This is a genomic window from Vibrio japonicus, assembly GCF_024582835.1.
Classification (GTDB): domain Bacteria; phylum Pseudomonadota; class Gammaproteobacteria; order Enterobacterales; family Vibrionaceae; genus Vibrio; species Vibrio japonicus.
The window spans coordinates 2136200-2150204 of sequence record NZ_CP102096.1 but is presented as its reverse complement, the minus strand read 5'-3'; the positions used below and the strand labels follow the sequence as shown (position 1 = coordinate 2150204).

Genomic DNA, 14005 nt, shown 5'->3' with positions numbered 1-14005 from the left:
TTTGAGCGGTGAACACCGCTCTTTTTTCGTTTATACCTAGTCCTAACTTCCTCTTCTTGAAGTTACGTCAATCATTCTAATGAAGCCAAGAGCTGATTCTTGTTAGGCAATGCTGTCATTGCGCCTTTTCGCGTTGTTGCCAGTGCGCCGCAATGGTTCCCCCACATAACTGCTTGTAAAATCGTCGTCTGATCCTGCCAGTTTTTGTGCTGTGAAAGTTTAGCTAAGAGCCCGCTGACAAATGCGTCTCCGGCCCCTGTGGTATCCACGACTTGTGCTTCGGTAACGCCAACGTGATGTTGCGTACCGTTAAAAATGGCCAGTGAACCTTGTTTGCCCAGCGTGATCAGTACCAGCGGAATATTCAGCTCGCGCAGTGAGGCTATGCCAGCATCGAGTGTGTCGGTTTCTGTCAGGAAAAGCAGCTCCTCCTCAGAAAATTTGACGACATCTGTATTAGCGACCGCTTGCATCACGACATTACGGATCTCTTCGGGTTCCGCCCACACTTCTTCGCGTAAGTTAGGGTCAAAACTGACAAAGCCACCTGCGTTTTTCATTGCTTGAACGGCTGCAAGGGTAGTTCCTCGACTGGGCTCGTTAGCAAGGGCGATTGAGCAAAAGTGCAACCATTCTCCTTTTGTAAAAGCAGGGATATCTTCTGGTTGCGTAAATTGGTCCGCACTTGGTTTTACCATGAAAGTAAATGTGCGCTCGCCATCGCCATCTAAATCAACCAATACAGTCGATGTGCGATGCAACTCGTCAAGAGTAAGGAAGCGGGTATCGATGTTTTCCTGATTCAGGACACTTTGCATGAATCGACCGAAAGGGTCATTACCGACACGACCAAAGAATCCACACTGACCGTCTAAACGTGCAATACCCACCGCGACATTGGCAGGTGCTCCGCCCGGGCATTTAAGGTAAGTCTCTGTGCTTTCGGGAATTAGGTCGACAACAGCATCTCCGGTTAGCCACACTTTACTCATCATCTGCATCCTTAAATTTATTGTGTTATGGCGCGGCCTTTAACCGCAACGCATAATGGGGGAGAAATTGCGCCAGAGTGTCATTGATACTCCAGCGCATTGGCATGCTCACTATGATCGCTTAATTGGGTTGTAGAAGCGAGTTAATAGAAACGAGGTTGTGAAAGCACAGGCGATAACGGTTAAGTAACCTAACACGGACGTTAAAGACTGAGAGTAAAGTAGAACACCCGGTAGGAAAGTGATTCCCATACCTGTCGCGCTGATGCCAAGCACGTACGTGACGAAACCGCCTACAGCGCCACCCACCATACCGATCACGAACACTTTGCCGTATTGCAAGTTAACCCCAAATAGTAGTGGTTCGGTAATGCCGAATAAAGTGGACATGGAGGCACCCAAAGCGTTGCCTCTTTTCACTTTATCTTTAAGCAATGTTGCCACAGCGATAGCGGCACCAAACTGACCAGCCATTGAAGCAGTAGCCAAAGGCTGAATAGGGTTTGAACCTGTTTCATTCAGTAGGCCGATTTCGATTACGCCGAGTGCGTGGTGGAGGCCAGTGATCACGATCATTTGCTGCACGGCCCCAAAGATGATGTAGCCAATACCCAATGGCAGTTCTAACGCCATACGTACAAGCGACGTACATCCATGCTCAATGCTTTGCAGAAGAGGGCCAAAGCCAAATAGGATGACAAAAACCGCGATAGTAATGGTTAAAAATGGGGTGAAAACCAAGTCCATGACGGCAGGCACAAAGCGGCGTAGATTGCGTTCAAGATAAGCGACGAACCAACCTGCAAATATAGCCGGAAGCACAGTGCCCTGATAACCAATCAACGGAAAATTGAAGCCAAGCAGTTGGACCATCATAGGCTCAGCTGCGCCACTGGCGACGGCCCACGCATTTGGAAGTTGTGGAGCAACCATCATCAAACCGACCACGATAGCAATGATTGTGTTACCACCAAATTTCTTTGCAGCAGAATAGGTAATCAAAACAGGCAAGAATGCAAAGGCGGTGTCGGTAAGCATGCTAAAGAGAGCAAGCGATTCTGGTGAAAACTGAGCGCCTGAATGAAGAAGCATTCCACGCAAACCCATCAATAAGCCAGTCGTGACCAGAGCCGGGATCAAGGGGATAAGAATATCGGCGAGAGTGCGAACCAGTTTTTGACTAAGAGTCATATCTGCGAAGGCATCTTGTTTGAAGTCTTTCGAATCAATTTCTCCGCCCAACGCTTGCTTTAACGCGTTGTAAACGTGAGAAACTTTACCTGTACCAATGATAAATTGGTGCTGACCAGATTGGTAAAAATAACCGCTGATCTGCTCAATACCTTTGGCTTTCTCGCTGTTTACCTTGTCATTGTCTTTGAGAATCAGGCGTAAACGGGTCGCGCAATGTTCTGCGTTACGAATGTTGTCTACTCCACCGATACTGTCGAGTATCTGGTTGACGGTTGCTTGATAGTTCATTGTGTTCACCATTTTATTATATTGTAAGGTACTTAAATTCGACATCTAGTGGCTGGTTTTTACCGGAAGAAATGTTCACTTGGTGATTTGATTCATCAGGGAAAAACAAACAAGTGAAAACATCCATTCCATCATTGATGTATATTTCAAGAATGCTTTCGTCACTAATAATCTTGATGTTGTTTATGTCGTAATCGGTTTCTAATTGACGTTCACTACCAAAATTCCAATCAGAATCATGGTGTTCATATCCTTTTCGGCTTAGTAGAATGTTTTTGCCTTGAATCGAAAGTGTTATTTCTTTTCCATTACTGTTTTGTAAAGAAATAGAAAAGTCGTCATTATTGTTATTGGTATGCACATCCAAATAAAAAGAGAGGTTATTTAATTCAATGCTCTCGTGCTGTTTTATTAAAAACTCTAATTGTTGATGGTTATTTGCTGTTTTTAGTAACTGTTCAGGAAACTGACAAAGTCGGTTGCTTTTCACTGATAAACTTCTTGGCAAAGTTAGGCAGTGAATCCATCCATGTTCCATACTTGGAAGTACTTCATCGGTGCCTGCCCAGGCGATGATTGTCTGTTTATCGGGCGTGTTTGCCAGCGATTGAGGAGCGTAAAAATCAAACCCTCGGTCTAATTCATCCCAATGTGTTACATCGAAAGTCAGCGTATCGAAGTCAATATGACCTAGGCAGTAGATGACGTTGAATTTGTTGTGGAAACGAAACGAGCATGGCTCTACGCCCTGAGGCGAAAAGATAAGGACGTCATGGCCATCAACAGTCAGTAAATCAGGGCATTCAAACATATAGGCATCCAAAAACTTGCCCTCTACATTAATGCTCAATTCCCCTTTAAAGTCCCAATGAAGCATATCGTTTGATTGGTAAACGATGATGCAACCTTGTAGGTCTTTTTCGCGCTGAGCGCCGAGCAACATAAAGTAGTGCTCACCTCGTTTTAGTACCTTTGGATCGCGAACATGTCCGGTATAACCATTTGGAACCGACTGGATGACGGGATTGCCTGAATATTTCACCACGCGGTTGTCTGCGCTTAGTAATGCCAAACATTGATTCGCATCTCGGCCAGACTCTAATTTAATATTGCCGGTGTAAAATAAATAAGCTTGTTCACCTTCAACAATAGCAGCACCAGAATATGCACCATGAGATTCATATTTTTCTGTTGGGGTGATTTTTGCACCGTGCTCTTGCCAGTGAAATAAATCGGATGACGTCAGGTGCATCCAGTGTTTCATTCCATGAAAAGTATCGAATGGATACCACTGGTAAAATAAATGGTACTCATTGTTAAAATAACAGAATCCGTTTGGATCATTGAGTAGCCCATGTGGCGGTGTAATATGAAACTTAGGTCGATATTTTGAATTCTCTTTTATTACCTCAAACTTATCGAGATCATTCTTTGATGCTAAGTCTATGGTTTTATATTTAAGCTCATTCACGTCGGACTACCTAAAACAGTGGGGTTGAAAAAATCATAGTGTTTGGCCGCACGTGAGAAAATAGTGGTTGGAAAGTAACCGCAACATTAGTGATGAAAACGGGCAAAGAGAATTTGATTTGTGATGTAACACAAGGTTCTGTTACATGATTAAGAACTACACTTAGTCATTAATTTTGGTGTAGGAATGGATGTGAGTGTGACGGTTAGAGATGTAGCAAAGCGTGCAGGCGTATCGATCGCGACCGTTTCGCGTGTTCTCAATGGTAGCCACCGTGTGTCTGCGGAAGCCAAGATAGCCGTTGAAAGGGCAATTCAGGGGCTAAATTACCAGAAACCAGCGGCTGCTAAAAAGAAAGCGACCAAGCTGTTTGCGGTGATTGTACGTAACATGTCTAACCCGTTTTTTGCTCAGTTGATTGATGTGTTGGAAGAGGAGGCCTACAAGCATGGTCGGAGCATATTACTGTTTAATAGCAGAAATAACCTGCAGTTAGAGAAAACGTTTTTATCTGAATGCGTGAATCATAAGGTTGACGGTGTCTTCCTAATTCCCCGTTCATTAAAGCCGGAGCACATCACGCATTGGAGTAAGTTGCCTTTTCCTGTGGTTCTTCTTACCACGACGATTCCAGGAATGGCGAGCATTGGGACCAATCATAAACAGGGTGGTATCCAAGTTGCTGAGCACTTTATTAAGCATGGGTACCGCAGAATAGGATTTATCGGTGCGAGCGATACCTTATCCGATCGCTTTATTGGGTTTAGAGATAGGCTGTTGAAGCACGAGATAGAGTTACCGGAAGAAAAAGTGTTAGCGCCGTACACCTTTGAAGAGCTTCAGCGATATATGCAAGATAATGTGGTTGAGTCAAAGCAACCATTGGAAGCGGTCTTCTGCTCTGATGATATTTCGGCAAGTCATTTTTACAATGAACTGAAAGCACTCAAGGATAGAAAGGTAGAGGTTGATATCGTCGGGTTTGACGATACAGTTATTGCTCAATCTCTCGGCTTTTCGAGTATCCGGCAGCCGATAAAGCAAATAGCTTTGCTGGGTTTTGATGCCATGATTCAGGGGATACGAGCAGGGACACTGGAGCATCAGCCGACGATGTTAGAGCCTACATTGATCGTGCGGCACGCTCCTGTAATGGGTGTTGTTAAGCGAACACCTGAAATATTGCGCAGCCGCTAGCCCCCTAGTTATCAAGATTGTACTAAAGACTTGGAACAAGCCAAAGGAGAGATGATCGACTCTCCTTATTCGCTCAAACGCTTTTTACTTTAATCCGTTTCTTCCGGCTCTATTTCTTCAGGCTCAACCTCTTCTTGTAACTCCAAAAGGTTAATCGCAATTGCAACGAAATCGCTGTCGGTGATAATGCCGACTAATTGACCTTTTTCTACTACAGGTAAACAGCCAACTTTGTGCTTTTGCATGTAGAGCGCGCTTTCTTTTAGCCCTGCGATAGGAGAAACGGTCATGACTCTATCATTCATTACCTCTGAGAGAGGCGTGCTTAATGTGTACGATTGGTCATCAGAGATTTTGTGTAAACTGGATTCCTGTGCAGCCAGCACATCACGGTGAGTCACAACGCCAAGGAGTTTTTTATCGGCATCGACAATCGGCACATGACGAATATCATGTATCTCCATTAAAGCTTTGGCATCAGAAAGGTTTTGAGAGCGAAGCAGCGTATGAGGGTTACGCGTCATCATATCTTCGACCTTAATCATGGCAGCCTCCTGAGTTTTTATTTTATCCTCTTATAATATAGTCACTTTTTTACCCATGGTTTGAGAGCTAGGCGGTCTTTTAATCGCTTTGCTGTGAAATATTTAGTGTGGGCTGCTGTAAGCGGATTTAAACGTTTCTTACTGTGTAAGCTCTAGAAGGAATTACAATAATTCACATCTCTTTTCTTGCTATTGCGACCGACCGACATATACTAGTCGGCTGCGAAAAACTCGCCTTTATATCGTCATAGACCACAGCTGAAGATTAGGAACATGCAAGTATCAGATTTCCACTTTGACCTGCCTGATGAGCTTATCGCTCGTTACCCTCAACCTGAGCGTACAGCAAGCCGCTTGTTACAACTTGATGGCAATACTGGTGAGTTGGTTGATGGCTCATTCACAGACGTACTAAGCCAAGTGCAGCCAGGTGATTTAGTTGTTTTTAACAACACCCGAGTGATTCCGGCGCGTATGTTTGGCCGTAAAGAGTCAGGTGGCAAACTTGAAGTGCTTGTCGAACGCATGCTTGATGAAAAAAGCATTCTGGCTCACGTGCGTTGCTCAAAGTCTCCTAAGCCTGGCTCGACCATTATTGTTGGCGAGAACGACGAATACGCCGCAGAAATGGTGGCTCGCCACGATGCGCTGTTTGAGTTGAAGTTTAAGTCTGATAAGACGGTTCTTGAAATTCTGGAAGAGATTGGCCACATGCCACTTCCTCCATACATTGATCGCCCAGACGAAGACGCTGACAAAGAACGCTATCAAACGGTTTATAACCAAAAACCCGGTGCGGTTGCCGCGCCAACGGCGGGTTTGCACTTTGATGAGGTTCTTTTAGAACAGATCAAAGAAAAAGGCGCTGAATTTGCTTACGTTACTCTGCACGTCGGTGCGGGTACGTTCCAGCCAGTTAAAGTTGACAACATTAACGATCACCACATGCATGCAGAGTACGTAGAAGTACCGCAAGAAGTGGTTGAAGCCATTAATGCAACTAAAGCGCGTGGTGGTCGAATTATCGCTGTCGGTACAACATCTGTACGTTCACTTGAAAGCGCGGCTCAGGATGCGCTTAAGAATGGAACGGAACTAAAGCCATTTTTTGGTGATACCGAGATCTTTATTTTCCCTGGCTATGAATATCAGCTGGTGGACTGTTTGATCACCAACTTCCACTTACCAGAGTCAACACTGATTATGTTGGTGAGTGCATTTGCTGGTTACGAAAATACAATGAATGCCTACAAGCATGCGGTTGAAAACGATTACCGCTTCTTCTCGTATGGCGATTCAATGTTTATCAAGAAGAAAACGAACTAGCGCTTTGTCGTTAGTCGGCTTTTAAAATTAAAGAAATTTACGAGTGCTAGCAGTAGGCTAGGAAGTAACGCAGCGAATGCTGTTATTACCTCTCGCATGGAAAGGCGACCGCTCCTCATAGAGCATTTTAGCTCTGAATTAACCGTCAGACTGTTTCTCTGACACCCGGAGGCATCGTGAAATTAAAATTCGATCTTAAGAAGAAAGATGGTACGGCTCGTCGTGGTCAATTGACTTTCGAACGTGGCACAGTACAAACACCCGCATTTATGCCAGTCGGTACTTACGGTACTGTAAAAGGCATGACACCTGAAGAAGTCAAAGGCACGGGCGCTGAAATTCTTCTTGGTAATACATTCCACCTTTGGTTACGTCCTGGCCAAGAAGTAATGAAAATGCACGGCGACTTGCATGATTTTATGAACTGGCAAGGTCCTATTCTTACTGATTCAGGCGGTTTCCAAGTGTTTAGCCTTGGTGATATCCGTAAGATCACAGAAGCAGGTGTTCATTTCCGTAACCCTGTAAACGGTGACAAGATTTTCATGGACGCAGAGAAGTCGATGGAAATCCAAAAAGACCTTGGTTCAGATATCGTCATGATTTTTGACGAATGTACACCATACCCAGCGACTCACGCAGAAGCGAAAAAGTCGATGGAAATGTCATTGCGTTGGGCTCAGCGTTCTCGTGAACACTTCGATAAGCTAGAAAACCCGAACAACCTATTTGGTATTGTTCAGGGTGGCGTTTACGAAGACCTGCGTGACGTGTCAGTAAAAGGTCTGACAGACATCGGTTTTGACGGTTACGCTGTGGGTGGTCTTGCGGTCGGTGAGCCAAAAGAAGATATGCACCGCGTTCTAGAGCACACTTGTCCTCAGCTTCCAGAAGATAAACCACGCTACCTAATGGGCGTTGGTAAGCCGGAAGACCTGGTGGAAGGTGTTCGCCGTGGTGTCGACATGTTTGACTGTGTAATGCCAACGCGTAACGCGCGTAATGGCCACTTGTTTGTGACTGGTGGTGTGATCAAGATCCGTAATGCGAAACATAAAACGGATACAACGCCATTAGATCCACATTGTGACTGTTACACTTGTACCAACTACTCTAAATCATACTTGCATCACTTGGATCGTTGTAACGAAATTCTGGGTGCTCGTCTGAATACTATCCATAACTTACGCTACTACCAGCGTTTGATGGAAAGCATTCGTAAGGCAATTGATGAAGACCGTTTCGATGAGTTTGTACAAGAGTTCTATGCTCGTCGTGATCGCGAAGTGCCACCACTAAGCAAAGCAGAATAATTTTTAAAGCCTTTGGTATTTGCCAAAGGCTTTTGCTAATAAAGTGAGCGGACGTGCGTGATTTTTGAGAGTGTTGTCTCTAATAATGAGGCTCACTCTTGATTAAAAGGCGCGAAAGCCCCATTTGGATTATTAATAATAAATAATGAGGATATTTTAATGTTTATTTCTCAAGCTCATGCAGCAGCAGAAGGCGCACCAGCAGGTGGCGGTTTTGAAATGATTATCATGCTAGGTATGTTTGCGGTGATCTTCTATTTCATGATCTACCGTCCACAAGCTAAGCGTGTAAAAGAACACAAAAACCTAATGGCTTCTATGGGTAAAGGTGATGAAGTTCTAACTAGCGGTGGTCTAGTTGGTAAAATCACTAAAATCGCAGAAGACAATGACTTTGTTACTATCGAGTTGAACACAAACAACGAAGTAGTGATCAAGAAAGACTTCGTTACTGCAGTGTTACCAAAGGGTACGCTTAAGTCTCTATAAAACGGCTAAAGGATCCTCGCTGTGTTAAACCGCTATCCATTGTGGAAGTACTTGATGGTGGTGTTTACCATCGCTATCGCAGCACTTTACGCACTTCCAAATATTTACGGTGAAGATCCGGCTATTCAAATTACAGGGGCGCGTGGCGCCTCTGTTGATATGTCAACGCTGGATACTGTCACTCAAGCTCTTGATAAACAGGGCTTATCTCATAAATCCATTGCTCTAGAAAGTGGATCAATTCTTGTTCGTTTTAACGACACTGACACTCAAATCAGTGCCCGCGACATTATTAATGAAGCATTGGGTCGAGACAACATTGTTGCCTTAAACCTTGCTCCTTCAACACCTGATTGGTTGGAATCTATTGGTGCTACGCCAATGAAACTGGGCCTTGACCTGCGTGGTGGTGTTCACTTCTTGATGGAAGTGGATATGGATGCCGCAATGGAAAAACTCGTTTCTCAACAAGAAGAAGCCTTCAGAAGTGAATTACGCGAAGACAAAATTCGTTATCGCTCTATTCGCCCGTCGGGTAAAGATGCCGTAGAAGTTGTTCTTCGAAATGAAGAGCAGTTTGCGCAAGCAAAATCACTCCTGCAAAAGAACCACCCAGACATGACGTTCACTGAGTCAAACGCAGGCAGTCGATTTGTTCTAATCGCGACATTCACGGAGCAGCGCTTAACAGAAATTCGTAACTACGCCGTTGAGCAAAACATTACTATTCTGCGTAACCGTGTAAACGAATTAGGTGTTGCTGAGCCGCTGGTTCAACGTCAAGGTGCAAGTCGCATCGTTGTTGAACTGCCAGGTGTGCAAGATACCGCTCGCGCAAAAGAAATTCTTGGTGCAACCGCAACGCTTGAGTTCCGCGAAGTTGACGCAAGTGCTGACTTAGCAGCCGCAGCTAGTGGTCGTGCGCCAGCAGGTAGCGAGATCAAACTCGATCGTGATGGTCGTCCAGTTGTGCTGAAGAAACGCGTTATTTTAGGTGGTTCAAGCATCACTGACGCTAGCTCAAGTGTGGATGAATATGGTCGTCCACAGGTAAATATCTCGCTAGATAGCGAAGGTGGCAGCAAGATGTCAGCGTTCTCTAAAAAGAACATTGGCAAGTTGATGGCTACGGTATTTGCTGAGTACAAAGACAGTGGTCGCCGTACTCCTGACGGCCGAGTGATTTTATCTAAGCATGAGGAAGTGATTAACCAAGCAACGATCCAATCTGCACTTGGCCGTAACTTCCGAATCACGGGTATTGATTCCGCCGCTGAAGCGCACAACCTTGCATTGTTGCTTCGTGCAGGTGCCTTGATTGCGCCGATTTCTATTGTTGAAGAACGTACAATCGGTCCATCTATGGGTCAGCAGAATATCGATATGGGTATTCAGGCATGTATTTGGGGCATGGTGGCAGTTATGCTATTCACGCTGCTTTACTACCGCAAGTTTGGCTTTATTGCCAACATGGCTCTGATGGTAAACCTAGTATTGATCATTGGTGTAATGTCGATGATTCCGGGTGCAACAATGACGCTACCTGGTATTGCCGGTATTGTATTGACAGTCGGTATGGCGGTTGATGCGAACGTGCTTATCTTTGAACGTATTCGAGAAGAACTGCGTGATGGTCGTAACCCGCAACAAGCGATTCACCAAGGCTATGCGAATGCCTTCAGTACAATCGCCGATGCGAACATCACAACACTGATTACAGCGATCATTCTATTCGCTGTGGGTACAGGTGCTATCAAAGGTTTTGCGGTAACGCTATCCATCGGTATCTTAACGTCTATGTTTACAGCTATTATCGGTACACGCTGCGTCGTGAACTTGATGTATGGTGGTAAGCGCGTAAACAAACTGTCGATCTAAGGCTGGGAATTAGTATGTTTCAAATTCTAAAAGCGGAAAAAACGATCGACTTTATGCGTTGGTCGAAAGTCGCGTTCCTGTTATCCATTGTGATGATTGGTGCGTCTATCTTCACTCTATCTACCAAATGGTTGAACTGGGGCCTAGATTTTACTGGCGGTACGCTCATCGAAGTGGGCTTTGAACAGCCAGCAAACTTAGAGCAAATTCGTACGTCGCTAGAAGCTGAAGGTTTCGGTGATGCGACGGTACAGAACTTTGGTTCAGCACGCGATGTTATGGTTCGACTGCGTCCTCGTGAAGATGTCGCTGGCGAGACTCTGGGTAACCAGATTATTGCCGCGATCAAAAAAGGCACCGGTGAAAACGTAGAAATGCGTCGTATCGAGTTCGTTGGTCCTAACGTGGGTGACGAGTTGACAGAAGCGGGCGGCCTAGCGATTCTGGCCTCTCTTATCTGTATTTTGCTCTATGTATCGGTACGATTTGAGTGGCGTTTGGCAGCAGGTGCGGTACTCGCCCTGACGCACGATGTGATTATTACGCTTGGGATCTTCTCTTTGATGCAAATCGAAGTGGATTTGACCATTGTCGCCGCTCTGTTGACGGTTGTTGGTTACTCACTCAACGATACCATTGTTGTATTTGACCGTATCCGTGAAAACTTCCGTAAAATGCGCAAAGGTGAGCCTGCTGAGATCATGAACAGCTCGGTCACGCAGACTCTAAGCCGTACATTGATCACGTCCGCGACAACATTGTTCGTTGTTATCGCCCTCTTTACTCAGGGTGGTGCGATGATTCATGGCTTCGCAACGGCACTTCTACTTGGTATCACAGTGGGTACTTACTCTTCGATCTACGTAGCTTCTGCGTTAGCTCTGAAACTGGGTATTACTAAAGAACACTTGATGCCACCTCAAGTAGAAAAAGAAGGCGCAGAATTTGACGAGATGCCTTAATTCTCGTCACGCCTGAATGAAAGCCGCTGCTTGTCAGCGGCTTTGTTGTATTTGAGCGGTTATTTACTACGATTGGTATCAAATATGCGTACACGTAACAAGTTGATAAAAAGTGGACGAGACATCACTGATGAACTTGGTATCATTGCTCGAACAATAATAAGGAACCAAATTTATGCCACATTTACGTTTTCGTGCGGTTGAGCCTCAAACCGTTCAACCTCTTTCTAAATCATTGATCGACGCTCTGCAACCACATATGGATTGTCCACGCGAAGACTTCACTTTTGAATATATCTATACCACGTTTTTCCATGAGGGTGAGGTTAGCCCTGCCTATCCGTTTGTTGAGGTTTTGTGGTTTGATCGCGGACAAAAGGTACAAGATGAAGTTGCTAAGATCATTACTCATCAAGTTCGCGGAATGGTAGGTGAAGATATTGACGTTGCTGTTATCTTTACGGCTCTTAATGCGAGTGGCTATTATGATAATGGTGAACACTACTAAATAAGGAATGCCAATGAGGAAGATCATAAGAAAACCTGCTCGTTACATCTCTCTTCTAACTTTAGCGTTATCTTCTTCCATTGTGCATGCGAGCCCTTGGGAGACAAAGACTTCTCCCTCGGCTCATGACCCTAAAGCCATTGGCGGTTATGCGAATGGCTGTTTAGCTGGGGCAGCCTCTCTTCCTCTACAAGGGAAGGGCTATCAGGTTCTGAGAAGCGACCGCCTACGTTATTACGGACACCCTCAGACGGTGAGCTTTATCCAGCGTTTATCAGATCTGGCGTCTGATAATCTAGATACCACATTACTGATTGGTGATATGTCTCTGCCTCAAGGTGGGCGATTTTCTAAAGGTCATAAAAGTCATCAAACCGGGTTGGATATTGATATATGGCTCAGACTGGCTGACAAAAGGCTCTCAGCTCATCAATTACTTCATCCTAAGCCTTTAAGTGTTGTGAACATCAAGCAGTACAAACTCTTGAAAAAGAATTGGGACTTGCGTCATTTTGAGCTTATTAAATTGGCAGCGACTGACAATGACGTCGCGAGAATATTTGTCCATCCGGTCATAAAAAACAAACTGTGTATCACTGAAAGTGCAGGGGATAGAGAATGGCTTAGGAAGGTTCGCCCTTGGTGGGGACATCATTCTCATATGCATGTGCGCCTAAAGTGCCCCGCAGGTAGTGAAGGGTGCATTGAACAAGCTCCACCACCGGAGGGTGATGGTTGCGGCGCTGAATTACAAAGCTGGGAACCCAAACCAGTAACCCAAGTGGCGACAAAGAAGAGTGAAAACAAGCCTGTAAAAACGGTTAAGAAGAAAATAATAATGCCTGAATTGTGCCAGCAGCTTATCAACCAATCCTAGAGCTAGCGGGCGTATTCTCTCGTTTTTCAACCTCGTTAGCGGTCATCAGATATGTACAGAATTGATGATATTGTTGTTATGAAACTGGAGAAACATCACGCTATTGTCTACAGTGAATATTAGATGTACTAAACTGAAGTTATGTCAGTAATGCACTATAGAAGTGTCTCATAATCAGTATGTTGGATTTCATGACTTGTTATTCTATTGGTTATGCGTCATTCGAAGTGTCTACCCCAGATACTTTGACTTCCTAGTGGAATCTCGTGTAGTTGGTGAAGTGATTACAATATCTATAAACAGAAAAGATGGGCCAGCAGGATTGATGCCTATCTAAAACGTAAATCAAGGACTAGACCATGACGATGATTTGTGCAAAAGAGTTTGCAGGGTGGTTGAGACATAGATTTAGCAGTGAAGCGACTGGTGTATCAATATCTCGTGAGGATATCACCCATCTTACAGGTAGGCAGAGACTTGACCCTGGGTTTGTTTCTGATGTGCATTTTGAATTGATGCAATATGGGATGGCGTTTGTCACGAATACTAGCCGAGAAAACTATTACCTTATTCCAGTTTCAGAGGCATTAAATTGGCGAGAAAGACTGGAATACAATTTCGAAAAAGAGATGTTTTGTAACATCTATCCAATGGAAAAAATAGGTTAAAAAAAGGTCCAACTTTTCGTTTAAGTTGGACCTTTCTATTTTTACGCTAAACCTTGAATGATTACGAATTTCTCAAGTAACTCTTCTTCGGTTTCGATATGATTCGGGTCAGTGATAATGCACTTGGTAATTGGACAAACCGACTGGCATGTTGGTTTGTCATAGTGCCCCTTACATTCAGTGCATAAGTCTGGGTCTATCTCGAAGATAGACTCACCCATGCTAATAGCGCCGTTTGGGCACTCAGGGTCACACATATCGCAGTTAATGCATTTATCAGTGATCAGCAGAGCCATT

At 44.6% G+C, this 14005-nt stretch carries 14 protein-coding genes; 9 read left to right on the top strand and 5 right to left on the bottom strand.

Annotated features, from left to right (window positions below; genetic code table 11):
* Positions 1 to 71: 71 nt before the first annotated feature.
* The 3 genes from cscK to NP165_RS10090 form a co-directional block, all read right to left on the bottom strand.
* Complete coding sequence (gene cscK, locus NP165_RS10100) at positions 72 to 992, bottom strand: fructokinase (RefSeq protein ID WP_257085583.1); 921 nt, start codon at positions 990 to 992, stop codon at positions 72 to 74.
* A 111-nt stretch (positions 993 to 1103) separates the two neighbouring features.
* The gene (locus NP165_RS10095; RefSeq protein ID WP_257083846.1) at positions 1104 to 2474 is read right to left on the bottom strand and encodes a PTS transporter subunit EIIC; all 1371 of its coding nucleotides are present in this window, start codon (positions 2472 to 2474) and stop codon (positions 1104 to 1106) included.
* 16 nt (positions 2475 to 2490) lie between these two features.
* The gene (locus NP165_RS10090) at positions 2491 to 3945 is read right to left on the bottom strand and encodes a glycoside hydrolase family 32 protein (RefSeq protein WP_257083845.1); all 1455 of its coding nucleotides are present in this window, start codon (positions 3943 to 3945) and stop codon (positions 2491 to 2493) included.
* 198 nt (positions 3946 to 4143) lie between these two features.
* On the opposite strand from NP165_RS10090, the gene NP165_RS10085 reads away from it, so the two are divergent.
* A complete protein-coding gene (locus NP165_RS10085; RefSeq protein ID WP_257083844.1) occupies positions 4144 to 5142 on the top strand; it encodes a LacI family DNA-binding transcriptional regulator in 999 nt (332 codons plus the stop codon).
* Between the two features lie 89 nt (positions 5143 to 5231).
* Here the strand turns inward: NP165_RS10085 and NP165_RS10080 are convergent, their stop codons facing one another.
* Positions 5232 to 5687, bottom strand: a complete 456-nt coding sequence (locus NP165_RS10080) for a CBS domain-containing protein (protein ID WP_257083843.1) — start codon at positions 5685 to 5687, stop codon at positions 5232 to 5234.
* 273 nt (positions 5688 to 5960) lie between these two features.
* On the opposite strand from NP165_RS10080, the gene queA reads away from it, so the two are divergent.
* From queA to NP165_RS10040, 8 genes are all read left to right on the top strand, one after another.
* Entirely contained in the window at positions 5961 to 7013 is a 1053-nt protein-coding gene (gene queA, locus NP165_RS10075; RefSeq protein WP_257083842.1) for a tRNA preQ1(34) S-adenosylmethionine ribosyltransferase-isomerase QueA, read from the top strand.
* A 176-nt stretch (positions 7014 to 7189) separates the two neighbouring features.
* The gene (tgt, locus tag NP165_RS10070) at positions 7190 to 8326 is read left to right on the top strand and encodes a tRNA guanosine(34) transglycosylase Tgt (protein ID WP_257083841.1); all 1137 of its coding nucleotides are present in this window, start codon (positions 7190 to 7192) and stop codon (positions 8324 to 8326) included.
* 159 nt (positions 8327 to 8485) lie between these two features.
* Positions 8486 to 8815 (top strand): preprotein translocase subunit YajC, encoded by a 330-nt coding sequence (gene yajC, locus NP165_RS10065; protein WP_257083840.1) that lies wholly within the window; start codon positions 8486 to 8488, stop codon positions 8813 to 8815.
* A gap of 21 nt (positions 8816 to 8836) precedes the next feature.
* Positions 8837 to 10693, top strand: coding sequence for a protein translocase subunit SecD (secD, locus tag NP165_RS10060; protein WP_257083839.1), 1857 nt, complete (start codon positions 8837 to 8839; stop codon positions 10691 to 10693).
* 14 nt (positions 10694 to 10707) lie between these two features.
* On the top strand, positions 10708 to 11655 hold the full coding sequence (gene secF, locus NP165_RS10055; protein ID WP_257083838.1) for a protein translocase subunit SecF: 948 nt from the start codon (positions 10708 to 10710) through the stop codon (positions 11653 to 11655).
* A gap of 175 nt (positions 11656 to 11830) precedes the next feature.
* Positions 11831 to 12163 carry a DUF1904 domain-containing protein gene (locus NP165_RS10050; protein WP_257083837.1) on the top strand — a complete coding sequence of 111 codons (333 nt, stop codon included), beginning with the start codon at positions 11831 to 11833 and terminating at the stop codon, positions 12161 to 12163.
* Between the two features lie 13 nt (positions 12164 to 12176).
* Entirely contained in the window at positions 12177 to 13040 is an 864-nt protein-coding gene (mepA, locus tag NP165_RS10045; protein WP_257083836.1) for a penicillin-insensitive murein endopeptidase, read from the top strand.
* A gap of 359 nt (positions 13041 to 13399) precedes the next feature.
* Positions 13400 to 13708: a hypothetical protein gene (locus NP165_RS10040; protein WP_257083835.1), complete on the top strand. Its 309-nt coding sequence runs from the start codon at positions 13400 to 13402 to the stop codon at positions 13706 to 13708.
* Positions 13709 to 13749: 41 nt separating this feature from the next.
* Here NP165_RS10040 and NP165_RS10035 read toward each other — a convergent pair whose 3' ends face one another.
* Positions 13750 to 14004 carry a YfhL family 4Fe-4S dicluster ferredoxin gene (locus NP165_RS10035; protein ID WP_257083834.1) on the bottom strand — a complete coding sequence of 85 codons (255 nt, stop codon included), beginning with the start codon at positions 14002 to 14004 and terminating at the stop codon, positions 13750 to 13752.
* Position 14005: the final 1 nt, after the last annotated feature.

What these genes read in the sequence shown, in the direction of transcription:
- yajC (WP_257083840.1), top strand. Translation starts at nt 8,486, where the DNA reads ATGTTTATTTCTCAAGCTCATGCAGCAGCAGAAGGCGCACCAGCAGGT.
- NP165_RS10095 (WP_257083846.1), bottom strand. Translation starts at nt 2,474, where the DNA reads ATGAACTATCAAGCAACCGTCAACCAGATACTCGACAGTATCGGTGGA.
- mepA (WP_257083836.1), top strand. Translation starts at nt 12,177, where the DNA reads ATGAGGAAGATCATAAGAAAACCTGCTCGTTACATCTCTCTTCTAACT.
- NP165_RS10080 (WP_257083843.1), bottom strand. Translation starts at nt 5,687, where the DNA reads ATGATTAAGGTCGAAGATATGATGACGCGTAACCCTCATACGCTGCTT.
- NP165_RS10040 (WP_257083835.1), top strand. Translation starts at nt 13,400, where the DNA reads ATGACGATGATTTGTGCAAAAGAGTTTGCAGGGTGGTTGAGACATAGA.
- secF (WP_257083838.1), top strand. Translation starts at nt 10,708, where the DNA reads ATGTTTCAAATTCTAAAAGCGGAAAAAACGATCGACTTTATGCGTTGG.
- NP165_RS10050 (WP_257083837.1), top strand. Translation starts at nt 11,831, where the DNA reads ATGCCACATTTACGTTTTCGTGCGGTTGAGCCTCAAACCGTTCAACCT.
- NP165_RS10035 (WP_257083834.1), bottom strand. Translation starts at nt 14,004, where the DNA reads ATGGCTCTGCTGATCACTGATAAATGCATTAACTGCGATATGTGTGAC.
- cscK (WP_257085583.1), bottom strand. Translation starts at nt 992, where the DNA reads ATGAGTAAAGTGTGGCTAACCGGAGATGCTGTTGTCGACCTAATTCCC.
- queA (WP_257083842.1), top strand. Translation starts at nt 5,961, where the DNA reads ATGCAAGTATCAGATTTCCACTTTGACCTGCCTGATGAGCTTATCGCT.